The following is a 24,666-nucleotide window of genomic DNA, read 5'->3' as shown; positions in this document are numbered from 1 at the left end:
TGCGCCCAGGCGTACCGGGCAAAGAGGGCGAGGTGGGGGCCGAAACTGCAAGATCGATGGGGACGGTGGGGCCTGCGCCGGGTGAGCATCGGGCGGCGCGTCGGTGACGGGAACAGTCCTCGCTCGCTGGCGTCACCGCCTCGGTGGGCCGAGGTGGTGACGAGTGATCTGGCGAGGTCAGTCCGTCGTGATGCGGTCGGTCGCCGATCGCCGGGCTGCCCGGTCGTCCTGCCGTGGCAGCACCCCGTCGCGCTCCGCCCCTGGCCCCGACCCGTCATCCGCCGCGACGTCACCCGGCAAGCCACCGCCCGCCGCCGCATCGACGCCCACCGCATGGACGCCCGTCGCGCTGCCGTCCGCCGCGCTGACGGCCGCCGTGCTGCCGTCCGTCGCGTCGACGGGCGTCGTGCTGCCGTCCGTCGCGTCGACGGGCGTCGTGCTGCTCGACGCGGCGGCGAGGTTGGTGAGCACCACGTCGAGGACCTTGACGGCTTCCGGCTTGGCCAGCGGGTTGTTGCCGTTTCCGCACTTCGGGGACTGGACGCAGGACGGGCACCCGGTCTCGCACCCGCACTCGACGATCGCGTCGCGGGTGGCGCGCAGCCAGGCGGCGGCCGTCCGGTAAGCGCGCTCGGCGAAGCCCGCCCCGCCGGGGTGACCGTCGTAGACGAACACGGTCGGGGCTTCGGTGTCCGGGTGCAGGGCGGTCGACAACCCGCCGATGTCCCAGCGGTCACACGTCGCCATCAGCGGCAGCAGGCCGATCGCGGCGTGTTCGGCGGCGTGCAGCGCGCCCGGCACGTCGGCGGCCTCGACGCCGGCACGAGCCAGCGACTCCGGCGAGAGCGTGAACCAGACCGCGACCGTACGCAGCTCGCGCGCGGGCAGGTCCAGCGGGCGGGTGTCGATCACCTCGCCGGTGGCGATGCGCCGGCGCTGGTACGACACCACCTGGCTGGTCACGTCCACCTCGCCGAGGAACAGCCCGACCGGGCCGGCGTCGACGTACGAGCGGACGGACACCACGGACAGCGAGGTGACGTCGCGGGCGTGGGTGGACCAGTCCGGCTCCTCGGCGTGCACCAGCGCGCAGCCGTCGGCCAGGTCGAGCGCGTCGACCACGTACGAGACGCCCTGGTGCAGGTAGACCGCGCCGGTGTGGAGCAGGAAGTGCGCGGAGCCGCCGTCGACGGTGCCGAGCAGCCGCCCGGTGGACTCCTCGACCACGCAGACCGGGGCGCCGCCCTCGCCGCGCAGGTCCACCTCGGGGCGTTCCCGGTGCCGCCAGTACCAGCCGGTGGGCCGCTGCCGCAGCGCGCCCGCCTCGACCAGCGAGTCCACCGCCTCCTTCGCGCCGTCGCCGAACAGGTCCAGGTCGGCGGCGGTGAGCGGGGCCTCGTGCGCGGCGCAGGCGAGTTGCGGCGCGAGCACGTACGGGTTGGCCGGGTCGAGCACGGTGGCCTCGACGGGACGCCCGAACAGCGCCTCCGGGTGGTGCACGAGATAGGTGTCGAGCGGGTCGTCGCGGGCCACCAGCACCGCGAGCGCCTCGTCGCCGGAACGCCCGGCCCGGCCGGCCTGCTGCCAGAGCGAGGCGCGGGTGCCGGGCCAGCCGCAGATCAGCACCGCGTCCAGCCCGACCAGGTCGACGCCGAGTTCGAGCGCGTTGGTGGAGGCGAGCCCGAGCAGGTCGCCGTGCAGCAGCGCCCGTTCCAGCTCGCGACGCTCCTCGCGCAGGTAGCCGGCCCGGTAGGCGGCGACCCGGTCGCCCAGCCCCGGCACCGCCTCGTCGAGCGACCGCCGCGCGTTCGCGGCGACCACCTCGGCGCCCTTGCGGGACCTGACGAACGCGAGCGTGCGGACGCCCTCGACCACGCTGTCGGCGAGCAGGTCGGCGGTCTCCCGCAGCGCGGAGCGCCGGACCTGGACGAGATCAGCGTCAACAGACGAATCCGTGGGCGGCAGCAGCGGCGGTTCCCAGAGCGCGAACGTCACCCCGCCGCGCGGCGACGTGTCCTCGGTGACGGCGGTGACGGGCAGGCCGGTGAGCCGCCCGGCCGCCGTCGCCGGGTCGCCCGACGTGGCCGAGGCCAGCAGGAAGACGGGCGTACGCCCGAAGCGGGCGCACTGTCGACGCAACCGCCGCAGCACGTGCGCGACGTGTGAGCCGAAGACGCCCCGGTAGGTGTGGCACTCGTCGATGACGACGTACGCGAGCCGGCGCAGGAAGCCGGACCAGTGGGCGTGCCCGGGCAGGATGCCGTGGTGCAGCATGTCCGGGTTGGTGAGCACGAACCGGGCGTGCCGACGGATCCACTCCCGTTCGGTGCGCGGGGTGTCGCCGTCGTAGGTGGCCGGGCGTACCCCGTCGAGGTCCAGGCCGGCGACGGCGCGGAGCTGGTCGGCGGCGAGCGCCTTGGTCGGGGCCAGGTAGAGCACCGTGGCGCGTGGGTCGGCGAGCAGCGTGCTCAGCGCGGGAAGCTGGTAGGCCAGCGACTTGCCGGACGCCGTGCCGGTGGCGACGACGACGTGCTGCCCCGCGTACGCCAGCTCGGCGGCCTCGGCCTGGTGCCGCCACGGCGCGACCACGCCGCGTCGCGCGAACGCCGCCCGCAGCTCCGCGGGCGCCCAGTCGGGCCACGGCGCCGGCTCGCCGACGCGGGCCGGCACCCGCTCGACGTGGGTGACCGGGTCGGTGGCGTGGCGCAGCCGCAGCCGGCGCAGCAGCTCGTCCGGCGTACGCCTCGGGCCGGGGCTGTCGTCGGTCACGTCCTGCACTCTCGCACTGGTGTTCGGAATTGGGAACCGCCGGGTCGGGGTATGGGGAGGGCCGGGCCGGTGACCCGAAGCGGTCGCACGGGGGGATGGTTAGATGCCCAGGAGAGTTTACCGAGGAGGGGCCGATGGAGCTGTCGCTGGCGACCCGCACCGTGGGGGAGCACACGGTGCTCGAGGTCGGCGGTGAGGTGGATGTCTACACCGCACCCCGCCTGCGGGAACGGCTCATCGAGCTGATCGACGGAGGGGCCCGCCACGTGGTGGTGGACCTGGGTCGGGTGGACTTCCTCGACTCGACCGGCCTCGGCGTGTTGGTCGGCGCGCTCAAGCGGCTCCGGTCGGCCAGCGGCTCGTTCGCGCTGGTCTGCGACAAGGAGCCGCTGCTCAAGATCTTCCGCATCACCGCCCTGGATCAGGTCTTCCCGCTGCACCCGACGGTCGACGCGGCCATCGCCGCCGACACCACCGGCGCGTGATGGCCACCGTCAAGCTCTCCTTCTCACCGGCGCCGGTGCACGTGCGCACCGCCCGCCTGGTCGGGGTCGCGGTGGCGCGGCGGGCCGGGGTCCGCGAGGACCTGCTCGACGAGGTGCGGCTGGCCATCGGTGAGGCGTGCACCCGGGCGGTCGCGCTGCACCGGCAGTACGGGCTGGCGGAGCTGGTCTACGTGGAGATGTCCGACGGCGGGCCGTACACGGTGCGGGTGGTGGACCGGGCCCCGATCGAGGCGGGTCTCGGGTTGGCCGCGCTCGGCCCGGACGAGCTGGCGAAGGAGTCGCTCAGCGAGGACGCGCTGACCACCGGCGTGGGGTTCGCCCTGCTCGCCGGTTTCGTGGAGGACCTCCAGGTCCGCCCGGTCGACGAGGGTGTCGGCACCGAGGTCCGGATGGCCTGGCCGACCGGCCGCGGCTGATCCGATCGTTCCGCAGGCCGCGTTCCCCGCACGGGGAGCGCGGCCTCGTCGTGTTGACCGGCCTATATATCAGATTTCCTCGCATAACACAGTTACGAAGATCATCGAGACACGGTGCCCCCTCGCTGTGACCCTCACCACGCCGGAGGGCTACAGTACCCGGGTTGTCAGCAAGTGATCGCTCCCCGCAGCCAGCGGGAACGGGTGGATGGCGCGCGCTGGCGAGTTCGCATCCAGGCGTCGGCCCGTGCGTCTCCACGAGCCGACGCGAGTGTTCGGTACAGGAGGACACAGATGTCCGGGACCTTGGCCGCCGACGGCGGCGCACTGTCCCTTACCGGAGCCAACGTGACGTACGTCGTCATCGCCGCGGTCATCGCGCTGGTGGCGCTCGTCTTCGCCGCCGCCTTGACCAAGGCGGTACTGGCAGCCGGTACGGGAACCACCAACATGCAGGAGATCTCCGGGGCGGTGCAGGAGGGCGCGTCCGCGTACCTGCTGCGGCAGTTCCGCACCCTGGCGATCTTCGTGGTGATCGCCGTCGTGCTGCTGTTCCTGCTGCCGGTGCACGACACCGACGGGAACCAGACGCTGGTGAAGATCGGCCGGTCGGCGTTCTTCGTGGTGGGTGCGCTGTTCAGCGCGTTCATCGGCGGCGCCGGCATGTGGCTGGCCACCCGCGCCAACCTGCGGGTCGCCGCCGCCGCGCGGGAGCGCGAAGGTGGCCGCGAGGGCGCCATGAAGATCGCCTTCCGCACCGGCGGCGTGGTCGGCTTCCTCACCGTCGGCCTCGGCCTGTTCGGTGCGGCGCTCGTCGTCATCCTGTTCCGGGGCGACGCGCCGACCGTGCTGGAGGGCTTCGGCTTCGGCGCCGCGCTGCTGGCCATGTTCATGCGGGTCGGCGGCGGCATCTTCACCAAGGCCGCGGACGTCGGCGCCGACCTGGTCGGCAAGGTCGAGCAGGGCATCCCGGAGGACGACCCGCGCAACGCCGCCACCATCGCCGACAACGTGGGCGACAACGTCGGTGACTGCGCCGGCATGGCCGCCGACCTGTTCGAGTCGTACGCGGTCACGCTGGTCGCCGCGCTGATCCTGGGCCGGGCCGCGTTCGGCGAGGACGGCCTGGTCTTCCCGCTGATCATCTCCACCATCGGCGTGCTGGTCGCCATCGTCGGCGTGTTCATCACCCGGCTGCGCGCCAGCGACCGCAACGGCCTGACCGCGATCAACCGGGCCTTCTACCTCTCCGCGGTGATCGCCGCGGTGCTGGTGGCGATCGCCGCGTTCGCGTACCTGCCGGCCACGTTCGGCGAGCTGGAGGGCGGGCTGACCGACGTCGACCGCAACCCGCGGCTGGTGGCCATCGGCGCGGTCGTGATCGGCATCGTGCTGGCCGCCGCGATCCAGGCGCTGACCGGCTACTTCACCGAGACCAACCGCCGCCCGGTGCAGGACATCGGCAAGAGCTCGCAGACCGGCGCCGCCACCGTCATCCTGGCCGGCATCAGCATCGGCCTGGAGTCGGCGGTCTACTCGGCGCTGCTGATCGGCGCCGGCGTCTTCGGCGCGTTCCTGCTCGGCGGCAGCTCGATCACGCTGTCGCTGTTCGCGGTCGCGCTGGCCGGCACCGGCCTGCTCACCACCGTCGGCGTCATCGTCGCGATGGACACGTTCGGCCCGATCTCGGACAACGCGCAGGGCGTGGCCGAGATGTCCGGTGACATCGACGAGCACGGCGCGCGCACGCTCACCGAGCTGGACGCGGTCGGCAACACCACCAAGGCGATCACCAAGGGCATCGCGATCGCCACCGCGGTGCTGGCCGCGACCGCGCTGTTCGGCTCGTACACCGACACGCTGCGGACCTCGTACTCCGACGCGGGTGTGGGCGACGTCGGCACCGAGATCCTCAACGCGCTGAACGTGGCCAACCCGCGCAACCTGGTCGGCCTGATCATCGGCGCGGCCGTCGTCTTCCTCTTCTCCGGCCTGGCCATCAACGCGGTCTCCCGCTCGGCCGGCGCCGTGGTGATGGAGGTCCGCCGGCAGTTCCGCGAGCTGCCCGGCATCATGGACCGCACCCAGCGTCCCGAGTACGGCAAGGTCGTGGACATCTGCACCCGGGACGCGCAGCGCGAGCTGCTGACCCCCGGCCTGCTGGCCATCCTGGCCCCGATCGCGGTCGGCTTCGGCCTCGGCCCGGGCGCGCTCGCCTCCTACCTGGCCGGCGCGATCGGCGCGGGCACGCTGATGGCGGTCTTCCTGTCCAACTCCGGTGGCGCCTGGGACAACGCCAAGAAGCTGGTCGAGGACGGCGCGTACGGCGGCAAGGGCTCCGAGGCACACGCCGCCACGGTCATCGGCGACACGGTCGGCGACCCGTTCAAGGACACCGCCGGCCCGGCGATCAACCCGCTGATCAAGGTGATGAACCTGGTCTCGCTGCTGATCGCGCCGGCCGTGGTGGCCTGGAGCGTGGGCGACGACAAGAACCCCGCGCTGCGGATCACGATCGCCGTGGTGGCCGCGCTGATCATCGCGGCGGCGGTGGTGTTCAGCAAGCGCAAGGGCGTGGCCATGGACAGCTCGGACCACGGTGCGGGCACCCCGGGCCAGCGCACGGAGACGGTGGGCGCCTGACCGACGGGACGGTTCCCGGCCGGCCCCGGTCGGCCGGGAACCATCCCGTGCACGAAACCTGACCGGTGGCGGTTCCCCCCGGAGGTCGTACGCTGCATCGCATGCGTACGCGCCGGGCGGCAACCGCCGGAAAGCTCACGGTGGTCCTGGCCACGCTGGTCCTCGTCGCCGCCGGCTGCGGCGGGCCCAGCCCACGGGCCTGGGCCGCGTCGGTGTGCCAGGCGCTCACCCCGTGGCGCGCGGAGATCTCCAAGCTGACCAGCAGCACCCGGCAGCAGATGACCGCGCAGACCACCCCGCCGCAGGCCAAGGAGAACCTGGTGCGGTTGTTCGCCGGGGCGGAGCAGGCCAGCGAGACGGCCCGACGCAAGGTCGAGGAGGCGGGCGTGCCGGAGGTCGACCACGGCCCCGAGGTCTCCGCCGGGTTCCGTGGCTCGCTGAGCAAGATGCGGGACGCGTACGGGCGGGCGCGGACCACCATCGACCGGCTCGACACCGCCCAGGCCGGCCCGTTCTACGACGGCGTGCGCGCCGCCGTGGACACGCTGAACCAGGAGTACGACGCGAGCGCGCTGGACACCAGCAAACTCAACTCACCCGAACTCAAAGAGGCCTTCGACGAGGTCCCGGAGTGTCGCTGACGCCACCCTCCCCGAATCCGAACCCGGCCCGCCAGCCCTCGCTGTTCTCCACCGAGGCGGCCGATCCCGCGCTGGCGGACCTCGCCGGCCTGCTCGCCGGGCCGGGTGAGGTGGTGCGGATGGGCGGCACGGCCCGGCTCTCCGTGGTGGTGGACGCGGCCTGGCGGGTGCACGTGCTGGTGGCCGAGCTGGGTGCCCGGGGCGTGCCGGCGGGCTGGGAGCCGACCGGGGACGGCCGGTACCGGGTGCGCACCGCGTACGCGAGCACGCTGACGCCGCTCGCCCGGGGCTGGCTGCACGGCGCGGCGAAGCGACCGCCGGCCCGGTTCCACCTCGACGGGCGGCGGTTACGGCTCTGGGCCGCCGCGGCCGGGGCCGCCGAACCGGCCGGGTTCCGCCTCGGGCTCGGCCCGGCCGACGAGCAGTGCTGGAAGGCGGTGCGCGCCGCGCTGGCCGCGGTGGGCCTGCCGGCCGCGTTCGTGGAGCCGGGTGAGGGCGGCCCCGCGTACCGGATCGGTGGGCGGCGGGTGACCCGGCTGGCGGAGTTGGTGGGGGAACGGCCGCCGGCCGCGCCGGCCGCCGACTGGCCGGGCCCGCACGGCTGACCCGTCGGCGCAACCCCGCCGGCTGTCCGATCGCCGACCGTCCCGGCGGCGGTTTGCGCAGGAATTCGACTGGAGCCGCCTCCGCCGGGGGGTGTGTGATCGTCACAGTGACCCGCCCGGCGCCCTACCCACGGTGTACGGTGGCGCCGTCCGGCAGGGTGCGGCCGGCGACCGCCGGGGAGGCGGCCCGTTCGCCGCCCACGAAACCCGGGGCGCGGACGGCGCGTTACGTTGGACGTCCGGGCCGACCGCGGTCCGGGTGGTGCAACACGGCCCGGAGCGGGCGTGGCGTAGGAGTGAGGTCGGGGAGAGACGTGCCGAGCAACGCTGGAACCACCCGTCTGGTCATCGTCGAGTCACCGGCGAAGGCCAAGACGATCTCGGGCTACCTCGGCCCGGGGTACGTCGTGGAGGCCAGCTTCGGCCACGTCCGGGACCTGCCCCGCAACGCCGCCGACGTGCCGGCGAAGTACAAGGGCGAGCCGTGGGCGCGGCTCGGCGTCGACGTCGACAACGGCTTCCACGCGCTCTACGTGGTCTCGGCCGACCGCCGCCAGCAGATCAACAAGCTGGTGAAGCTGGCCAAGGAGGTCGACGAGATCTTCCTGGCCACGGATGAGGACCGCGAGGGCGAGGCGATCGCCTGGCACCTGGTGGAGACGCTCAAGCCCAAGGTGCCGGTCAAGCGGATGGTCTTCCACGAGATCACCAAGCCGGCCATCCAGGCCGCGGTGGCCAACCCCCGGGAGATCGACCGCGACCTGGTCGACGCCCAGGAGGCCCGGCGCATCCTGGACCGGCTCTACGGCTACGAGGTCTCCCCGGTGCTGTGGAAGAAGGTCATGCCGAAGCTCTCGGCGGGCCGGGTGCAGTCCGTGGCGACCCGGATCGTGGTCGAGCGGGAGCGCCAGCGGATGGCGTTCCGCACCGCCGAGTACTGGGACATCCTGGCCACCCTCGCGGTGGCGAAGCCGGGCGAGGGTCCGCGCACGTTCAACGCCACGCTCGTCGCGCTGAACGGCGACCGGATCGCCACCGGCAAGGACTTCGAGCCGACCACGGGTCGCGTCAGGCCCGGCGCCGGGGTGGTCCACCTCGACGAGGGCGGGGCCAGAGGGCTTGCCGCCCGGCTGGCGGCCCGGCCGTTCACGGTCACCCGGGTCGAGGAGAAGCCCTACCGCCGACGCCCGTACGCGCCGTTCATCACCTCCACGCTCCAGCAGGAGGCGGCCCGCAAGCTGCGGTTCTCGTCCCAGCAGACGATGCGCACCGCGCAGCGGCTCTACGAGAACGGCTACATCACCTACATGCGTACCGACTCGGTGAACCTGTCGGAGACCGCCATCGCGGCGGCCCGCCGGCAGATCGTCGAGCTGTACGGCGAGCGCAGCGTGCCGCCGGAGCCCCGCCGCTACACCGGCAAGGTGAAGAACGCGCAGGAGGCGCACGAGGCGATCCGTCCGGCGGGCGACAACTTCCGCACCCCGGGCGACGTGGCCAAGGAGCTGTCCGGCGAGGAGTTCAAGCTCTACGAGCTGATCTGGCGGCGCACCATCGCCTCGCAGATGACCGACGCGGTCGGCTCCAGCGTGTCGGTGCGCATCCGGGCCGTCTCCTCCGCGCAGGAGGAGGCCGACTTCGGCGCCACCGGCAAGACCATCACCGACCCGGGCTTCCTGCGCGCGTACGTCGAGTCGAGCGACGACGAGAACGCCGAGGCGGAGGACGCCGAGCGGCGGTTGCCCACCCTGGTCAAGGACCAGCCGCTGACCGCCGACGAGCTGGCCGCGCAGGGCCACCACACCCAGCCGCCGTCGCGCTACACGGAGGCGTCGCTGGTCAAGGCGCTGGAGGAGCTGGGCATCGGCCGCCCCTCCACGTACGCCTCGATCATGCAGACCATCCAGGACCGCGGTTACGTCACCAAGCGCGGCCAGGCGATGATCCCGACGTTCCTGGCGTTCGCGGTGATCGGGCTGATGGAGCGGCACTACCCGCGCCTGATCGACTACGACTTCACCGCCAGCATGGAGAACGAGCTGGACGAGATCGCCGGCGGCGACCACGCCGCGGTCGACTTCCTCACCTCGTTCTACTTCGGCAGCGCCAACGGCGCCGGCGACCAGGCCATCGCGCACGCCGGTGGGCTGAAGAAGCTGGTCACCGAGAACCTGAGCGACATCGACGCGCGCAGCGTCAACTCGATCCCGCTGTTCACCGACGACGAGGGGCGGGAGGTCGTCGTCCGGGTCGGCCGGTACGGCCCCTACCTCCAGCGGGCGGTGCCCGGCGAGCAGCAGGCGCCGGCCGCCCCGGCCGAGGGCGAGGAGGGCGGCTCCCAGGGCGACCGGGCGCCGATCCCGGAGGGCCTGGCGCCCGATGAGCTGACCCCGGAGAAGGTGCACGAGCTGTTCCTCGGCGGCGGGGGTGAGCGCAAGCTCGGCGACGACCCGTCGACCGGCGAGCCGATCCTGCTGAAGTCCGGCCGTTACGGCCCGTACGTGGCCAGCGGGGAGCGGAAGTCGTCGCTGCTGCGTTCGCAGTCGCCGGACGACCTCACGCTGGAGCAGGCGCTGCGGCTGCTCAGCCTGCCCCGACTGGTGGGCGTGGCCCCGGACGGCGGGGAGGTCTTCGCCAACAACGGCCGCTACGGCCCGTACGTCAAGCGTGGTGACGAGTTCCGCTCGCTGGACTCGGAAGACAAGATGTTCACCGTCACGCTGGACGAGGCGCTGGCGCTGCTGGCCGCCCCGAAGACCCGCCAGCGCCGGGCCGCCGCGCCGCCGCTGCGGGAGATGGGCGTCGACCCGCTCACCGAGAAGCCGCTGGTGATCAAGGACGGGCGCTTCGGGCCGTACGTCACGGACGGGGAGACCAACGCGTCGCTGCGGCGCGCGCAGACGCCGGAGGCGCTGACGCTGGAAGAGGCGTCGGAGATGCTCGCCGAGAAGCGGGCGAAGGGCCCGGCGCCGAAGAAGAAGGCCACCAAGAAGGCCGCTCCCGCCAAGAAGACCACGGCGGCCAAGAAGACCACGGCCGCCGCGAAGAAGACGACGGCCGCGGTGAAGAAGACCACGGCCGCGAAGAAGGCCCCGGCGAAGAAGGCCGCCCCGAAGAAGGCGTCCTCAACTTCGAAGGAGTAATCGTGGTACGCATCCGCCCCGGGAGGGGCGGGCGCGTACCACGATCTCGGTCAGGAGCCGAGGACCTGCTTCAGGTAGGGGTTCGTGAAGAGGTTCTGCGGGTCCAGGTGGGTGCGGAGGGACTGGAACGCGGCGAACTTCGGGTAGGCGGGGGCCAGCGAGGCCGCGTCGCGCCAGTGCAGCTTGCCCCAGTGCGGGCGACCGCCCAGCTCGGTGGCCACCTGCTCGAACGCGCGGAAGTACGGCTCGTACGGCATCCCCACGTACTGGTGGACCGCCACGTACGCGGAGTCCCGCCCGTAAGAGTGGGAGAGCCAGATGTCGTCGGCGGCGGTGAACCGCACCTCGACCGGGAACAGCACCTTGAACGGCAGCCGGTCCACGATCCGGCGCAGTTCGGCCAGCGCGGTGGGCAGCGCGTCGCGCGGCAGCCCGTACTCCATCTCCACGAACCGGACCCGGCGCGGGGTGCAGAAGACCCGGTCGGAGCGGCCGGTGTAGGTGCGTTCGGTGAGCGCCCGGGCGGAGACGGCGCTGATGCCGGGCGCGAGCGCCGGCACCGCGCGGCCGAGGCGGCAGGCCCCGGCGAAGACGGTGTTGGCGAGGAACTCGTCGTCCAGCCAGCCGCGCCAGCGGGGCAGCGGCCGGTCGTCGGCGGGCACCCGGTCGTTGGTCTTGACCTGCACCCGGTCGGTGTACGGGAACCAGTAGAACTCGGCGTGGTCGTGCGCCTGGTGGAGGCCGGGCAGGTCGGCCAGCACCTCGGCGAGCACGGCCGGCCGTTCGTGTGCGCGCAGCACGAAGGCGTCCACGCAGCGCAGCGTGACCTCGACCAGGATGCCGACCGCGCCGAGCCCGACCCGCGCGGCGTCGAACACGTCGGGGTGCTCGTCGGCGGAGCAGCGGAGCACCTCGCCGGTGCCGGTGACCAGCGTCAGGCCGGCCACGAACGTGGAGAGGCACCCGAGTGTCGCGCCGGTGCCGTGGGTGCCGGTGGAGATCGCGCCGGCGACGGTCTGCGCGTCGATGTCGCCGAGGTTGGGCACCGCCAGCCCGTGACCGGCGAGCAGGTCGTTGAGCGAGTGCAGCGTCATCCCGGCCGGTACGGTGACCAGGCGACGCGCCACGTCGACGGTGACGTCGGTCGCCAGGTCGGCGAGGTCGAGCCGGTGTCCGTCGGCGACGGCGGTGGCGGTGAAGGAGTGACCGCTACCGACCGCCCGGATGGTGGTGCCGGCGGCGGCGGCCCGGCGGACCGCCTCGGCGACGTCCGCCACGCTCCGGGGTCGCGCGGTGACCAGTGCCGTGCTGTGTTGGTTGCCGGCCCAGTTGGACCAGTCGGCGGGGCTACCGGCCATGGCGAACACTCCTCGACATGAATATGAACTGAATTCATATCAGGAACGTTGTGCCTGGTAAATACCGCAATCGAGGTCGGCTCGTTGTACCGGTAGTCACAGACTCGTGACGTGCGGATATGTTCAACCGTCGAAGGGGGGTGGCGCCGAGTGTCCACACCAGCCGCCACGACCGGGCCGCTGCGTCGGGTACCGGTGCAGGGTCGAAGTGTCGCGCGGGTCCAGCGGATGCTGGACGCCTGCGCCGAGCTCGTCGACGAGGTGGGGTACGAGGGGTTGACCACGACCCTGCTCGCCGAGCGCGCCGAGGTGGCGATCGGGTCGGTCTACCAGTTCTTTCCGGACAAGCGGGCGATCGTGCAGGCGCTGACGTTGCGGACCATGGAGTCCTACCTCCAGCGGCTCGACGAGCGCTTCGCCTCGGACGACCTGACCCACTGGTGGGACGGGGTCGACGCGGCGATCGACGAGTACATCTCGATGCACCGCACGGTGCCCGGTTTCCGTACCCTGCACTTCGGCGACGTGGTCGACCTGCACCTGCTGGACGACCAGCGCGACAACAACGGGGTCATCGCGGAGCAGCTCGCCCGCGTGCTCACCGAGCGGTTCGGTCTGGCCGGCGTGCCCGACCTGCGGTTCCACCTGGAGGTCGCGGTGGAGGCCGCCGACGCCCTGATCAAGCTGGCGTTCCGCCGCCGTGCCGACGGCGACGAGCGGGTGCTGGTCGAGGCGAAGGCACTCATCCGGGAGTACCTGCACCGTCAGGTCGACGCCCCGACCGAGGCCGTCCCACAGGGCTGAGCGGCACGCCGAGCGGCGGGTTCTGAGAGTGCGCCGGGGCCCGCCGTCGTCATGTCCCGACCTGTTCCTGCCCGGTCAGAGGAACGCGTGGCCCTCGCCCCGGTAGGTGGGCACGGTCGCCACCACGGCGTCGCCGTCGACCAGGTGCACCTCGTTGACGTGCTCGCACACCTCGCCCGCCTTGGCGTGGCGGAACCACACCCGGTCGCCGACCCGGAGGTCGTCCGCGGCGTCGCCGGCGAGCGGGGTCTGCACCTCGCCCGCGCCCTCCGCGCCGAGCAGCTTCAGCCCCTCCGGCAGCCACGGCCGGGGCAGCCGGCTCTCCGCCGCCGGGCCGGAGGCGATCCAGCCGCCGCCGAGCACGGTGGCCAGCCCGGGCGCCGGCCGGCGGACCACCGCGCAGGCGAAGAACGCCGCCGGGGTGGGCCGCCAGGCGCGGTACGCGTCGAACAGCGTCGGGCCGTACAGGCCGGAGCCGGCGGTGACCTCGGTGACCGCCGGGTCGGCGCTGGTGGCGGCCACGCTGCCGGTGCCGCCGCCGTTGACGAACTCCAGGTCGGCGTGCTCGCGGACCGCGGCGACCGCGGCCGAGCGGCGGGCCAGCAGTTCCCGGTACGACCCGCGCTGCGCGACCCGGATCGCCGAGCCGAGCGCCGCCTGCCCGGGCGGGGCGTCCCCGAGACCGGCGATCTGTGCCTCGTACGACATCAGGCCGACCAGCCGGAAGCCCGGCCGGCCGGCGACGGCGGCGGCGAGCGTGCCGGCCGCCCGGGCGCTGTGCACCGGGGAGCGGCGCACGCCGACGTGCACCCGGCCCCGCAGTGGTCGCCAGGAGGCGTCCAGGTCGAGGCAGACACGCAGCGCGGGCCGACTGCCGGGCGGGCACACCCGGTCGATCAGGTCGAGCTGCCCGGCGTCGTCGACCATGAGCGTGACCGCGTCGGCGAGCGCCCGGTCGGCGGCCAGCTCGGCGAGCGCCCCCCGGTGTGCGGTCGGGTACGCGACCAGCACGTCGTCGGCGACGCCGGTGCGGGCGAGCCAGAGCGCCTCGGGCAGCGTGAAGGCCATCACACCGCGCCAGCCGGGGCGCTTGAGCGCGCGGGTGAGCAGCTCGCGGACCCGCACCGACTTGCTCGCCACGCGCAGCGGCTTGCCCCCGGCCCGGCCGGCCAGCGCGTCGGCGTTGTCGTCGAACGAGGAGAGGTCGACCACCGCGTACGGCGGGTCGAGGTGGGCGGTCGCCCGGTCGAGACGATCGCGAAGTTCGGCACGGTCGATGGCCACGTCTGCACGCTAACTGTCCGGACGGCAATGCGAAATACCCTCGCGTCTGTCCGGGCTGCGGGCGGTGGTCCCGGCGGCCTAGGCTCGGCGAACAGGCGATGTCACGGGGGGCGACGCCCTCCGCGCGGCTAGAGTGTTCCACCGGGGATGCCCAGACCTGGGCCGGCACGTGGAGGTACGGCCATCGAAAGCCAGAAGAACGGCGAGTCGTCCGGCGTGTCGTCGTCCGGGACAGCCGCCGACCGGTCCGGGTTCGCCGCCATCCGCTCGGTGCTGCGCATCCGGCCGTTCCGCCGGCTGTGGATCGTGCTCAGCGCCGCCTCCTTCGGCGACTGGCTCGGCCTGCTCGCCACCGCCCTGTTCGCCGCCTCGCAGGTCTCCGGCAGCACCGCCCAGGGCGCGGCGTTCGGCGGCGTCACCGCGATCCGGCTGCTGCCGGCGCTGGTGCTCGGCCCGGTGGCGGGCGTCTTCGCCGACCGGTTCGACCGCCGGTGGACGATGGTCATCTGCGACCTGCTGCGCTTCGTGCTGTTCGCCTCGATCCCGCTCTACGCGCTCACCGGCGCGGCGGGCGGCCTGGTGGTCGGCTGGGCGCTGATCGCCACCTTCCTGATCGAGTCGATCACGTTGCTGTGGATCCCGGCCAAGGAGGCGGCGGTCCCCAACCTGATCCCGCGTACCCGGCTGGAGGCCGCCAACCAGCTCACGCTGATCACCACGTACGGCCTGACCCCGGTGGCCGCCGCCGTCGCGCTGGCGGTGCTGACCCGCGGCCTGCCCGGCGTGGTCGGCGGCAACCTGCCCGACTGGGCCCAGCCGGCCCAGCTCGCGCTCTGGTTCAACGCCTTCTCCCGGCTGGCCACCGCGCTGGTGGTGGCGTTCGGGATCAAGGAGATCAGCGAGGCCCAGCGCGGCGAGGCCCAGCGCACCGAGCAGAGCATGTTCCGCCAGTTCGCCGACGGCTGGAAGTTCATCGGCCAGACGCCGCTGGTCCGTGGCCTGGTGCTGGGCATCTTCGGCGCGTTCGCCGGCGGCGGTATCGTGGTCGGCACCGGCAAGTTCTTCGCCAACTCGCTCGGCGCCGGTGACGCCGCGTTCTCGCTGCTCTTCGGCGCGATCTTCGTCGGCCTGGCGCTCGGCATCGGGCTGGGGCCGATGGTCGTGCGGGACATGTCCCGACGCCGCTGGTTCGGCATGAGCATCGTGCTGGCCAGCGCCTCCGTGCTGGTGCTGGCGTTCGCCATCCACCTGTCCATGGCCATCCTCGGCGCGATCCTGGTCGGCGCCGGCGCCGGCATGGCGTTCCTGGCCGGCACCACGCTGCTCGGCGGCGAGGTCGCCGACGAGGTGCGCGGCCGGGTCTTCGCGGTGGTGCAGATCGGCACCCGGCTGGTGCTGATCCTGGCCATCGCGCTGAGCAGCCTCCTGGTCGGCGTCGGCGGCTCCCGCCAGCTCACCATCGCCGACCTGGGCATCTCCATCTCCTCGACCCGCCTGCTGCTGCTCGCCGCCGGCGCGGCCGGCATCTTCGCCGGGATCAGCGCGTTCGGCCAGATGGACGACAAGAAGGGCGTGCCGGTCCTGGCCGACCTCTGGGGCTCGATCCGGGGCCGCCCGCTGATGCCGGCCGAGTCGTTCGTCTCCTCCGGCCTCTTCGTGGTCTTCGAGGGCGGCGAGGGCGCCGGCAAGTCCACCCAGCTCGCCGCGCTCGCCGAGCGGCTGCGCGGCGACGGGCGGGACGTGGTGGTCACCCGCGAGCCGGGCGCCACCGGGGTCGGTGAGCGGATCCGCTCGCTGGTGCTGGGCACCACCTCCGACGACGCGCCGTCGCCGCGTGCCGAGGCGCTGCTCTACGCCGCCGACCGGGCCCACCACGTGGCCACCGTGGTCCGCCCGGCGCTGGTGCGGGGCGCGGTGGTGATCAGTGACCGGTACGTCGACTCGTCGCTGGCGTACCAGGGCGCCGGCCGGACGCTGCCGGTGGACGAGGTCTCGTGGCTCTCCTCCTGGGCCACCGGGGGGCTCAAGCCCGACCTGGTGGTCCTGCTCGACGTCGAGCCGCGCACCGGGCTCGGCCGGGTGACGGCCCGTCGGGAGGGCACCGACCGGCTGGAGGCCGAGTCGCTGGCGTTCCACGAGCGGGTCCGGTACGCGTTCCTCGACCTGGCCGCCGGCGACCCGAAGCGTTACCTGGTCCTCGACGCGTCCCGCCCGGTCGAGGAGATCGCCGACGCGGTCGCCCGCCGGGTGGACGAGTTCCTCGTCGACCCGGCCGGCATCGTGCACCCGCGTCCGGCCCAGGGCCCGGACACCTCGGTCCAGCCCGAGTTATCCGAATCGGAGCTGGTGACGATGGAGCAACGCCGACAGTGACGGACGTCTTCGGCGATCTGGTCGGGCAGGACGAGGCGGTGGCCACGCTGCGGCGCGCCGCCGCCTCGGCCGCCGCGCTGCTGCGCGCCGCCACCCTCGGGGCGGCCGGCGCGGGCGCCCCGACCGGCGGCGGAGACCCCGACGGGTACGACGACCTCGACGCGCTCGCCGAGCAGTTCGACGAGCCGGGCGACCCGGAAGGGCCCGGTGCGACCGGCGACCCGGGCGCGACGGCGCCCACCGCCGACCCCGCCTCCGCCGACCCCGGTGCCGGGATGACGCACGCGTGGATCTTCACCGGGCCACCCGGTTCCGGCCGGTCGGTGGCCGCCCGGGCGTTCGCCGCCGCGCTCCAGTGCGTGCACGGCACCGGCTGCGGTCGTTGCCCCGGCTGCCACACCACGCTGGCCGGCACCCACGCCGACGTGCGGCTCGTGGTGCCCGAGGGGCTCTCCATCGGCGTCGGCGAGATGCGCGCGCTGGTGCTGCGGGCGGCGAGCACGCCCTCCGGCGGTCGCTGGCAGATCGTGATCATCGAGGACGCCGACCGGCTCACCGAGGCCGCCGGCAACGCGTTGCTCAAGGCGGTCGAGGAGCCGCCTCCGCGTACGGTATTCCTGCTCTGCGCCCCGTCCACCCACCCGGACGACGTCTCGGTGACCATCCGGTCGCGGTGCCGGGTCGTGCCGCTGCGCCAGCCACCGGCCGGCGCGGTGGCCGAGGTGCTGGTCCGTCGGGACGGCATCGCCCCGGACGTGGCCGAGTGGGCCGCCGCAGCCGCCCAGGGGCACGTGGGCCGGGCCCGGCGGCTGGCCCGCGACCCGGAGGCCCGGCAGCGGCGGGACGCCGTGCTGGCCGTGCCGCGCCGGCTCACCGGCGTGGGCGCCGCGTTCGACGCCGCCTCGGCGCTGATCGAGGCCGCCGAGGCGGAGGCCGCCGCCTCGGTCGCCGAGGTCGACGAGGCGGAGCGGGCGGCGTTGCAGACCGCGCTCGGCGCCGGCGGCACCGGCCGGGGTGCGGCCGGGGCCATGCGGGGCGCCGCCGGCCAGCTCAAGGACCTGGAGAAGCGGCAGAAGTCGCGGGCCACCCGGGCCCAGCGGGACGCGCTGGACCGGGCGCTCGTCGACCTGGCCGGCTTCTACCGGGACGCGCTCACCATGGCGCTGCGGGCGCCGGTCGCCCCGGTGCACACCGACACCGCGACGCTGGCCGCCGCCGGCGCGCAGAAGTGGGACGCCGAGGGCTCGCTGCGCCGCCTGGAGGCGGTGCTGGAGTGCCGGGCGGCGATCGAGACGAACGTCAAGCCGCGGATCGCGGTCGAGGCGATGATGTTGTCGCTCTGGCGGGGCTGACCCCACCCCACCCCACGCTGTCCACAGGGCATCGACACGCGCGATTGACGTGCGGTACGGTCCGGGGAATGCCGTGGTCACCAAGGCGGCACGCTCAGTGAGGGTGGCGTCGGGGTGGGGCGGCGGCGCCGACCGGGGAGGAGTCCGCCGATGGCGCGGGGGGAGATCGACGAGGCCTGGATCGAGGAGGCGGTGCGGCGTTACCGCCGCATCGAGACGCTCCAGGCCGAGTTCGACGAGGCGGTCGCCACGGTGGAGGTCACCGTCCGGTCACCCGACGGGCTCGTCGAGGTGGTGGTCACGGCCGGTGGGCGGATCACCGACGTGCGCTTCCTCGGCCCGCTGCACCAACGCAACCCGCGTGACGTGGCCGGTTCGGTGCGGGCCGCGGTGAGCGCCGCCGCGGACGCGGCGCAGTGGGCCCGGGAGAAGCTGCACAACGAGACGTTCGCGGCCTACCGGCCGCTCGCGGGAGCCTGACATGGAATCACTGCGTGCGCTGGCCGCCCGCCTCGACGAGGCCGCCGCCGGTCTCGCCACGCTGGCCCGCACCGTGCCCGCCACCGACCCGCCGCACCCGGCGTTCGGCGCCCACGCGGCCGGCCGGCCCGGCGAGGTCGGCCGCGCGCTGCACCGGCAGTGGACCGCCGCCACCGCCGACCGGGCCCGCGAGGCGCAGGCGGCCGCGAACCGGCTGGCCGCCGCCGCGGCGGCGCTGCGCAGCGCCGCCGAGCGCTACGCGGCCACCGACGACGCGGTCGTCCGCCGGCTGGCCCGGGAGGCCTGATGGACGCGCTGGACCGTCTCGCCGAGCCGGGCCTCGACCTGCTCACCCGCGTCGACGCGCTGCTCGCCGCCGGCGCGCCCGAGGGCCACCGGCTCTGGCCGCTGCTGCGCCGGATGCAGGTGCTCCCCGGCGTGGCCGTGCGGGAGTTCCTCGAACTGCACCCGGCGCCGCTGACCGGCGCGGGCCACGCCGTGCGCCGGCTCGTCCGGGGGTACGACGACACCTGCGCCGTGCTCACCGACCCGGTCGCCTGGTCCGGGTCCGCCGCGTCGGCCTACGACGAGGCGCGCACCGCCCTGCTCCGGCATCTCGACGAGGGGCCAGAGAGTCTGGTCGGGCGGCTGGAGTCGACCGCGGGTTACGCGGACGCGCTGGCCGGCTGGGTGGAGAGCAGCCGGGCCGCCCTGGCGCGGGCGCTCGCCGAGGTGGTCGGCTCGGCCGAGGCGGTCGCCGTGCACGCCGCGAGCCGGCCGGGCGTCGAAGCCGGCCCGGTCGGCGCGTCGGCGGCGGCCGAGATCGCCACCCGGGTGCTGGGTGTGCTCGGGGTGGCCTACGACGGGGCCGAGACGCTGCTGCGCCAGTGGGGGCCGAGCCTGACGGAGACGACCTGGCGGGACCGCGCCGTCTCCGCGCCGCGCTACGGCGGCACCACCCGGATCGGCTACTGACGGCCCACGGCGTCGCACGCCGCTCCGACCGTGGCCGGGCACCGGCGTGCGACGCCGTGGCTTTCCCCTGCACCCCCCGCAGGTATGCCTTCACTCAACGCGGTGGATGGGCGTTTGTCCCGGGGCCGGCCCAGGTTTCAACCGTCCGGGCGAGGCGCGGGGGCCGGTTCGGTCCGGTCGACCGGGATGGATCGCTGCACGGTGTGACCGGACGGCGACCGGTGGGCCGTCCGACCGCTCCGGTCCGCGTAGGGTAGGCGCATGGGCATGCTCTGCGCGGTCAGCTTCAACCGGTACGGGCGCCTCTACTACCTCGATCCCGGCGAGTTCCGCCCCCGGGTGGGGGACCGGGTGCTGGTGCCCACCGACGAGGGCCCCGAGGTGGCCGAGTGCGTCTGGGCCGCGCAGTGGGTCAGCGAGGACACCGACGGTTTCCCGAAGCTGGCCGGGCTGGCCGGCGAGGACGACCTGCACCGCGACGAGCTGCTGCGCCGGCGCAAGGCCGACGCGAAGGTGGCCGCCAAGCGGCTGATCCGCGAGCACGGCCTGCCGATGAAGGTGGTGGCCGTCGACCACGTCCTGGCCACGCCGGAGTCCGGCAGCGACCGCACGACCATCTACTTCACCGCGCCGCACCGGGTGGACTTCCGTTCCCTGGTCCGCGATCTGGGTGCGACGCTGCACTGCCGGGTCGAGCTGCGGCAGCTCTCCGCCCGCGACTCGGCGCGCGTGCAGGGCGGCATCGGCTCGTGCGGTCGTGACCTGTGCTGTGCCACGTTCCTCACCGACTTCGAGCCGGTGACGATCCGGATGGCGAAGGACCAGGACCTCCCGCTCAACCCGCTGCGCATCTCCGGCGCGTGCGGCCGGCTGATGTGTTGCCTGAAGTACGAACATCCTCTGTATCAGCGGTTCCAGGAGTCCGCTCCGGCGGTCGGCACCCGGGTGGAGACCCCGCAGGGCGAGGGCAAGGTGGTCGGCCACAGCGTTCCGCGCGACGCCGTCACGGTCCGCCTGGACGCCGACGGCTCCCGCTGCCAGTGCAGCCGGGCCTCCGTCTGCGCCCCCCGCCAGTCCCACGACCAGCACTACAACCCCACCCCCTGACCGCCGGCGGGGGCGGTCAGCGGAGCGTGATGGGGGGTTCGGCCAGGCGGGGAGTCAGCGGGGTCTTCGGAGTCAGCCACGGGGCCGTGGGGGACTGGTCCGGGTTGAGCTGCCAGGCGTGGGACACCCGGTCCAGCGCGACGGGGTAGATCGTCACCGTGCCGTCGGGGTCGAATCGGAACCGGAGGAACGCCTTCGAGTCCTCGATGCCCTGGCCGGCGAACAACTCGTTCAGGTTCACTCCGAACGCGCCCGCCACCAGCAGATAGAGCGCCACCAGTTGACTGGCGACCAGCCCGCTGACCGGGCCGTAGAGCACCGCCGCCGCGACCGCCGGCAGCGGCCACGGCCAGTCGTAGAACGGCAGGTGCAGCCAGAGCCAGGTGCCGCCGGCTGCCAACGTCACCTGCGCCACCCCGTGCGCCACCCCGAGGATCCAGTGCCGGGCGTGCCGCTTGCCGCCCGCGCTGGGCGGCTTCGCGAAGAACGCCGCGCCCAGCAACGTCACCGCGAGCATCGCCACCAGCGGGACGCTGAACAGCCGCTGCGCGGTGGCGTCGGCGCGCTGCGCCGTCACGCCGGCCATGGCCAGCATCAGCAGCGTGTGCAGCGTGCCGAGCAGCGTGGTGAAGCCCGGGTTGCGCAACGGCAGCCGGCGGAAGATCCCCCAGCCGTACCGGCGGGAGCGGGCCTTCTCCGGATAGCGGGCGGCCAGGTCGTACTCGCGGGTGCGGCTGGCCCGTCGGGTCAGCGTGTCCCGCGGCGGCACCTCCAGCCGCTGGGGAAGCTGGTGCGTCGGGTAGAGGTACGCGCCACCGCCACCGCAGGTGATGAGCTGCCGCTCCGGGCCGGCGTACCGGGCGTAGTGGTGCAGGTCGCCGGAGACCAGCACCCGGACCTGGGCCCCGGTGGGCGCCACGATGGTGCGGATGAAGTAGTCGACCGAGTCGTACGCGTTGGGGTGGTCGGCGGCCTTGACCCACGTCGGCGCCGGCACCGCCACGATCACCCGCGACCGCGGGGTGAGCTTGCGGGCCACCGCGTCGAAGTAGGTGAGCTGTGGGTCGTCCAGGTACGAGCCGGACTGGTCGTCGAGGCCCAGCAGCCACCACCCGGCCGGCAGCTCCACCGCGAAGTAGGAGCGGGACTGGCCGGTGCCCCAGCCGGCGAAGTGGCGGTCCCGGGAGCGCACGAACAGCCGCAGGAACGCGGTCAGGCCGTCGTACCAGTCGTGGTTGCCGGGGACCGCGAAGAGCGTCGGCCGCTCCGGCGGGGCGACCGGCAGCGCCGCCTGGTACGGGCCCTTGCACCGGTCCTCGTACGCCTCGTAGCCGGCCGACGGATAGACCTGGTCGCCGCCCATCACCAGCGTCTGCGCCCGAGGCAGCCGGTGCCCGTCCACGGTCAGCTCCGGCTGGGCCAGCAGGTAGGCGATCGAGTACGTGGCGTCGAAGCCGTCGCCCAGGTCGGCCACGTAGTCCAGCCAGAGCCCGCCGTCCGGCCCGACCTGCCGGAACGTGTCGTCGCCGAACGCGTTCTGCAACTCCCGCTTGTCCAGGTACGCCCCGAACAGCATGGCCAGCAGCGTCCGCAGGCCGGTGCTGATCAGCAGCAGCGGCGCGAGCCAGGGCACCGGCCGGCGCGGGGTGAAACCCAGTTCCCGCGGGTCCAGGCTGTGCGGCCGACGGCTGGCCCGCTCGCCCGGGCGCACCTCCGGGTCCGGCTGTCGCGGCGGTACGTGGTCGTCGCTCACCCGCCGCAGGGTAGTCCGGACCGGGCGGGAAGTCTCTCCCGTGCCGGGGCCGAGGGGCCCGGTTGTCCGGTTCCGGACGAGGGGGATCCGGTTCGGCTCCCGGCGGCGCGTGCCGTACACTTGGTGGTCGTTGCCGCCTTAGCTCAGTCGGCTAGAGCGACGCACTCGTAATGCGTAGGTCGACGGTTCGATTCCGTCAGGCGGCTCCAGATGAGCCCCTGGCCAGCAGAAGTGCTGGCCAGGGGCTCAATTTCGTCTATGGCGGACGGGGCCGCCGAAGATCCGGAGAAATAGTTCCGGGTGGCGGCAACCTGCGGGCGGTGGATCGCATGTACCCGGATGTAAGCAACGATCGCCACGATCCATAGGGGCCCGGAAATGTCTGCACGTCGTCTGCTGCTGCCCGCTGCCACCGTCCTTTTCGTACTCACCGCCTGTGCCGCCACGGAGGAACCCGGCACCGGCGCGACCGCATCCGCTCCGGCCTCGGCTGCCCCGACGAACGGCACCCCCGGTGCCACGCCCACGGTGACCGCCAAGGCGGCCGGGGGTGTCCGGAGCGCCGACTGTCCCTCGGGGACGGACCTGCAGAAGCTCGTCGAGCTGCCGAACGGCACGACCTTCGGCAGTGTCGAGTGCGTGCAGGGCTGGGCGGGCGCCGTCCCGCAGGGCCCGAAGACCGGTGACGGCGTCTACCTGTTCCACCACACGGCCGGTACGGGCTGGAAGTACTACGGCGAGGGCAGCGGATACGACTGCACGGACCTCGGCCTCACCGAGCCGGCGCCGTTCTGCGTCTCCGGCTGATCAGCTCGACCGCGGTTGCGCGCTGCGGCGCACACTGACTACGGTGTGCGCCACAGTCAGCCGGCCGCACCGATGCCGTCGCGCCCTGACCACCTGTGCGGGCACCTGGGGATGCGAGCGGGGCATGGCGGACTCGATCGACGATCAGTTCCGGGAGTTCGTCCGGACCCGCTCGTCCGCGTTGCTCCGGACGGCGTTCCTGCTGACCGGCGACCGTCACCTCGCCGAGGACCTGGTGCAGGACGCGCTGGCCCGAACCCATCGGGGCCGGCGGCGGCTGCACGATCCGGGGCACTTCGAGGCCTACACCCGTACCGCGATGTACCACCAGCAGGTGAGCTGGTGGCGGCGCCGCAGGGTGGTCGAGTCCCTGCCCGGGGAACTGGCCGACGTGGTCCAGCCCGGGAGTGACCACGCCGGCCGTACCGATCTCAAGCTCGCCCTGCACCAGGCGCTCGCCCAACTCACCCCGCGACAGCGCGCGGTGCTGGTGATCCGCTTCTTCGAGGACCGCAGCGAGGCCGAGGCCGCGCAGCTTCTGCAGTGTTCGGTCGGCACGATCAAGAGTCAGACCAGCAAGGCGCTGTCCCGCATGCGGGAGATCGCGCCCGAGTTGCTCTCGGCCGTGATGGAGGAGGCCTGATGACCGACAACCTCGGGCCGCTGCGTCAGGCCATGTCCGATCTGAGCGAGCACGGCGGCAGCGCCGACCTGTACGAGCGGACCCTGCGCAGGTCGCGGCAGTTGCACCGGCGGGCAACCGTCACCACCGGCGCCGCAGCCGCAGCGCTGGTGTTCGCCGTCGGCGGTACGGTCGCCTTCGCCGTCAGCCACTGGTCCGACCCGGCGACGCCTCCCGCGGCGGCTCCCGGGCAACCCGACTGTCCGTCCATCGAAACCTTGGGTGACCTGGTCGAACTGCCACCGGGCTGGTCCTTCGCGTCCACCGGTGTGCAGTGCGCGGAGACGTGGGCGGCGGTCGACGTGAAGCGCCCGGCCGACGGCGACGTCCGCTACCTGTTCCACTACACGTCCGATGCGGGTTGGCGGTACCAGGAACAGGGCAGCGAATGGGACTGTCGGGAACTCGGTCTCACCCGGCCGGCACCGTTCTGCACCTCCTGACCGCGCGCCGATGATTCGTGACCGGCTGGCCGGTCCATCCGGTGACCGCTCCTTCCGTCCAGACCTGGAGTCGCCACCGTGCCCACCTCGCCCGTGACCGTCAGCCTGCCGATCGCCGACCGCGTGACCGCGCACCGCTTCTACGCCGAGGCGCTCGGCTGGCCGACGGTCGGTGAGCCGGCGGCGGACGGCATTCCCGAGCCGCTCCAGTTCGCCGTGCACGACGGCCTGCGCCTGATGCTGGTGCCGAGCGGGGGTTTCGGCTGGGTCATCGGCGACCACGAGGTCGCCGAGCGGGGCCGCAGCGAGTGCGTGCTCGGCCTGACCGCCGCGGATCCCGCCGAGGTGCGGCGGGTCGTCGACCGGGCCCGGACCGCGGGTGCCCGCGTCGTGACGGCGCCGGCCGAACAGCCATGGGGGTACGCCGCCACGTTCGCCGACCCGGACGGCCACCTGTGGATGGTCACGGCGTCCTGACGCACGGTCCGGAACCGGCGCGCGGAGCCCGGTTCCCCGTCGGCCGTC

At 73.5% G+C, this 24,666-nt stretch carries 21 protein-coding genes and 1 tRNA gene; 18 read left to right on the top strand and 4 right to left on the bottom strand.

Going from position 1 to position 24,666, the window contains the following annotated elements; genetic code table 11:
* Nucleotides 1-177: 177 nt before the first annotated feature.
* The gene (locus TPA0908_RS29460; protein ID WP_374709278.1) at nt 178-2,799 is read right to left on the bottom strand and encodes a DEAD/DEAH box helicase; all 2,622 of its coding nucleotides are present in this window, start codon (nt 2,797-2,799) and stop codon (nt 178-180) included.
* Nucleotides 2,800-2,903: 104 nt separating this feature from the next.
* On the opposite strand from TPA0908_RS29460, the gene TPA0908_RS29455 reads away from it, so the two are divergent.
* The 6 genes from TPA0908_RS29455 to topA all read left to right on the top strand — a co-directional run bounded on the left by TPA0908_RS29455 (nt 2,904) and on the right by topA (nt 10,723).
* The gene (locus TPA0908_RS29455; RefSeq protein ID WP_107154711.1) at nt 2,904-3,254 is read left to right on the top strand and encodes an STAS domain-containing protein; all 351 of its coding nucleotides are present in this window, start codon (nt 2,904-2,906) and stop codon (nt 3,252-3,254) included.
* Nucleotides 3,254-3,691 (top strand): ATP-binding protein, encoded by a 438-nt coding sequence (locus tag TPA0908_RS29450; RefSeq protein ID WP_107154712.1) that lies wholly within the window; start codon nt 3,254-3,256, stop codon nt 3,689-3,691. The genes TPA0908_RS29455 and TPA0908_RS29450 overlap by 1 nt, the downstream gene beginning before the upstream one ends.
* Before the next feature lie 294 nt (nt 3,692-3,985).
* Nucleotides 3,986-6,334 carry a sodium-translocating pyrophosphatase gene (locus TPA0908_RS29445; protein WP_281943518.1) on the top strand — a complete coding sequence of 783 codons (2,349 nt, stop codon included), beginning with the start codon at nt 3,986-3,988 and terminating at the stop codon, nt 6,332-6,334.
* Nucleotides 6,335-6,435: 101 nt separating this feature from the next.
* Entirely contained in the window at nt 6,436-6,975 is a 540-nt protein-coding gene (locus TPA0908_RS29440) for a hypothetical protein (protein WP_107154714.1), read from the top strand.
* A complete protein-coding gene (locus TPA0908_RS29435) occupies nt 6,966-7,580 on the top strand; it encodes a hypothetical protein (RefSeq protein ID WP_281943514.1) in 615 nt (204 codons plus the stop codon). The genes TPA0908_RS29440 and TPA0908_RS29435 overlap by 10 nt, the downstream gene beginning before the upstream one ends.
* Before the next feature lie 314 nt (nt 7,581-7,894).
* Nucleotides 7,895-10,723 (top strand): type I DNA topoisomerase, encoded by a 2,829-nt coding sequence (topA, locus tag TPA0908_RS29430; protein ID WP_281943513.1) that lies wholly within the window; start codon nt 7,895-7,897, stop codon nt 10,721-10,723.
* Nucleotides 10,724-10,773: 50 nt separating this feature from the next.
* Here the strand turns inward: topA and TPA0908_RS29425 are convergent, their stop codons facing one another.
* The gene (locus tag TPA0908_RS29425; RefSeq protein ID WP_281943511.1) at nt 10,774-12,090 is read right to left on the bottom strand and encodes a D-arabinono-1,4-lactone oxidase; all 1,317 of its coding nucleotides are present in this window, start codon (nt 12,088-12,090) and stop codon (nt 10,774-10,776) included.
* A gap of 219 nt (nt 12,091-12,309) precedes the next feature.
* Between TPA0908_RS29425 and TPA0908_RS29420 the strand changes: the two genes are divergently transcribed.
* Nucleotides 12,310-12,885 (top strand): TetR/AcrR family transcriptional regulator, encoded by a 576-nt coding sequence (locus tag TPA0908_RS29420; protein WP_281943818.1) that lies wholly within the window; start codon nt 12,310-12,312, stop codon nt 12,883-12,885.
* Nucleotides 12,886-12,960: 75 nt separating this feature from the next.
* On the opposite strand, the gene TPA0908_RS29415 is transcribed toward TPA0908_RS29420, so the two are convergent.
* The gene (locus TPA0908_RS29415; protein ID WP_281943509.1) at nt 12,961-14,169 is read right to left on the bottom strand and encodes an amino acid deaminase/aldolase; all 1,209 of its coding nucleotides are present in this window, start codon (nt 14,167-14,169) and stop codon (nt 12,961-12,963) included.
* A gap of 306 nt (nt 14,170-14,475) precedes the next feature.
* On the opposite strand from TPA0908_RS29415, the gene tmk reads away from it, so the two are divergent.
* The 6 genes from tmk to TPA0908_RS29385 all read left to right on the top strand — a co-directional run bounded on the left by tmk (nt 14,476) and on the right by TPA0908_RS29385 (nt 20,456).
* Entirely contained in the window at nt 14,476-16,542 is a 2,067-nt protein-coding gene (tmk, locus tag TPA0908_RS29410; protein ID WP_374709277.1) for a dTMP kinase, read from the top strand.
* Nucleotides 16,539-17,894 carry a DNA polymerase III subunit delta' gene (locus tag TPA0908_RS29405; protein ID WP_281943505.1) on the top strand — a complete coding sequence of 452 codons (1,356 nt, stop codon included), beginning with the start codon at nt 16,539-16,541 and terminating at the stop codon, nt 17,892-17,894. The genes tmk and TPA0908_RS29405 overlap by 4 nt, the downstream gene beginning before the upstream one ends.
* Nucleotides 17,895-18,044: 150 nt before the next feature.
* A complete protein-coding gene (locus tag TPA0908_RS29400; RefSeq protein WP_281943503.1) occupies nt 18,045-18,374 on the top strand; it encodes a YbaB/EbfC family nucleoid-associated protein in 330 nt (109 codons plus the stop codon).
* A 1-nt stretch (nt 18,375) separates the two neighbouring features.
* Nucleotides 18,376-18,681 (top strand): hypothetical protein, encoded by a 306-nt coding sequence (locus TPA0908_RS29395; RefSeq protein WP_281943501.1) that lies wholly within the window; start codon nt 18,376-18,378, stop codon nt 18,679-18,681.
* Nucleotides 18,681-19,349: a hypothetical protein gene (locus tag TPA0908_RS29390; protein ID WP_281943499.1), complete on the top strand. Its 669-nt coding sequence runs from the start codon at nt 18,681-18,683 to the stop codon at nt 19,347-19,349. Before TPA0908_RS29395 ends, TPA0908_RS29390 begins: the two co-directional genes overlap by 1 nt.
* 261 nt (nt 19,350-19,610) lie before the next feature.
* Complete coding sequence (locus tag TPA0908_RS29385; protein ID WP_281943497.1) at nt 19,611-20,456, top strand: PSP1 domain-containing protein; 846 nt, start codon at nt 19,611-19,613, stop codon at nt 20,454-20,456.
* Between the two features lie 16 nt (nt 20,457-20,472).
* Here the strand turns inward: TPA0908_RS29385 and TPA0908_RS29380 are convergent, their stop codons facing one another.
* Nucleotides 20,473-22,329, bottom strand: a complete 1,857-nt coding sequence (locus TPA0908_RS29380; RefSeq protein WP_374709271.1) for a metallophosphoesterase family protein — start codon at nt 22,327-22,329, stop codon at nt 20,473-20,475.
* 12 nt (nt 22,330-22,341) lie between these two features.
* On the opposite strand from TPA0908_RS29380, the gene TPA0908_RS29375 reads away from it, so the two are divergent.
* From TPA0908_RS29375 to TPA0908_RS29355, 5 genes are all read left to right on the top strand, one after another.
* Nucleotides 22,342-22,418, top strand: a tRNA-Thr gene (locus tag TPA0908_RS29375).
* A 169-nt stretch (nt 22,419-22,587) separates the two neighbouring features.
* Entirely contained in the window at nt 22,588-23,016 is a 429-nt protein-coding gene (locus tag TPA0908_RS29370; protein ID WP_281943495.1) for a hypothetical protein, read from the top strand.
* Between the two features lie 124 nt (nt 23,017-23,140).
* On the top strand, nt 23,141-23,659 hold the full coding sequence (locus tag TPA0908_RS29365; protein ID WP_281943493.1) for a SigE family RNA polymerase sigma factor: 519 nt from the start codon (nt 23,141-23,143) through the stop codon (nt 23,657-23,659).
* The gene (locus TPA0908_RS29360) at nt 23,659-24,141 is read left to right on the top strand and encodes a hypothetical protein (RefSeq protein WP_281943491.1); all 483 of its coding nucleotides are present in this window, start codon (nt 23,659-23,661) and stop codon (nt 24,139-24,141) included. Before TPA0908_RS29365 ends, TPA0908_RS29360 begins: the two co-directional genes overlap by 1 nt.
* A 78-nt stretch (nt 24,142-24,219) precedes the next feature.
* Nucleotides 24,220-24,618 (top strand): VOC family protein, encoded by a 399-nt coding sequence (locus tag TPA0908_RS29355; protein WP_281943489.1) that lies wholly within the window; start codon nt 24,220-24,222, stop codon nt 24,616-24,618.
* Nucleotides 24,619-24,666 lie beyond the last annotated feature (48 nt).

It is taken from the genome of Micromonospora sp. AKA38, from assembly GCF_027925725.1.
Classification (GTDB): Bacteria; Actinomycetota; Actinomycetes; order Mycobacteriales; family Micromonosporaceae; genus Micromonospora.
This window is presented reverse-complemented; position numbering and strand designations above follow the sequence as displayed.

What these genes read in the sequence shown, in the direction of transcription:
- TPA0908_RS29445 (WP_281943518.1), top strand. Translation starts at nt 3,986, where the DNA reads ATGTCCGGGACCTTGGCCGCCGACGGCGGCGCACTGTCCCTTACCGGA.
- TPA0908_RS29370 (WP_281943495.1), top strand. Translation starts at nt 22,588, where the DNA reads ATGTCTGCACGTCGTCTGCTGCTGCCCGCTGCCACCGTCCTTTTCGTA.
- TPA0908_RS29365 (WP_281943493.1), top strand. Translation starts at nt 23,141, where the DNA reads ATGGCGGACTCGATCGACGATCAGTTCCGGGAGTTCGTCCGGACCCGC.
- TPA0908_RS29440 (WP_107154714.1), top strand. Translation starts at nt 6,436, where the DNA reads ATGCGTACGCGCCGGGCGGCAACCGCCGGAAAGCTCACGGTGGTCCTG.
- TPA0908_RS29360 (WP_281943491.1), top strand. Translation starts at nt 23,659, where the DNA reads ATGACCGACAACCTCGGGCCGCTGCGTCAGGCCATGTCCGATCTGAGC.
- TPA0908_RS29420 (WP_281943818.1), top strand. Translation starts at nt 12,310, where the DNA reads ATGCTGGACGCCTGCGCCGAGCTCGTCGACGAGGTGGGGTACGAGGGG.
- TPA0908_RS29385 (WP_281943497.1), top strand. Translation starts at nt 19,611, where the DNA reads ATGGGCATGCTCTGCGCGGTCAGCTTCAACCGGTACGGGCGCCTCTAC.
- TPA0908_RS29395 (WP_281943501.1), top strand. Translation starts at nt 18,376, where the DNA reads ATGGAATCACTGCGTGCGCTGGCCGCCCGCCTCGACGAGGCCGCCGCC.
- TPA0908_RS29400 (WP_281943503.1), top strand. Translation starts at nt 18,045, where the DNA reads ATGGCGCGGGGGGAGATCGACGAGGCCTGGATCGAGGAGGCGGTGCGG.
- TPA0908_RS29455 (WP_107154711.1), top strand. Translation starts at nt 2,904, where the DNA reads ATGGAGCTGTCGCTGGCGACCCGCACCGTGGGGGAGCACACGGTGCTC.
- TPA0908_RS29450 (WP_107154712.1), top strand. Translation starts at nt 3,254, where the DNA reads ATGGCCACCGTCAAGCTCTCCTTCTCACCGGCGCCGGTGCACGTGCGC.
- TPA0908_RS29390 (WP_281943499.1), top strand. Translation starts at nt 18,681, where the DNA reads ATGGACGCGCTGGACCGTCTCGCCGAGCCGGGCCTCGACCTGCTCACC.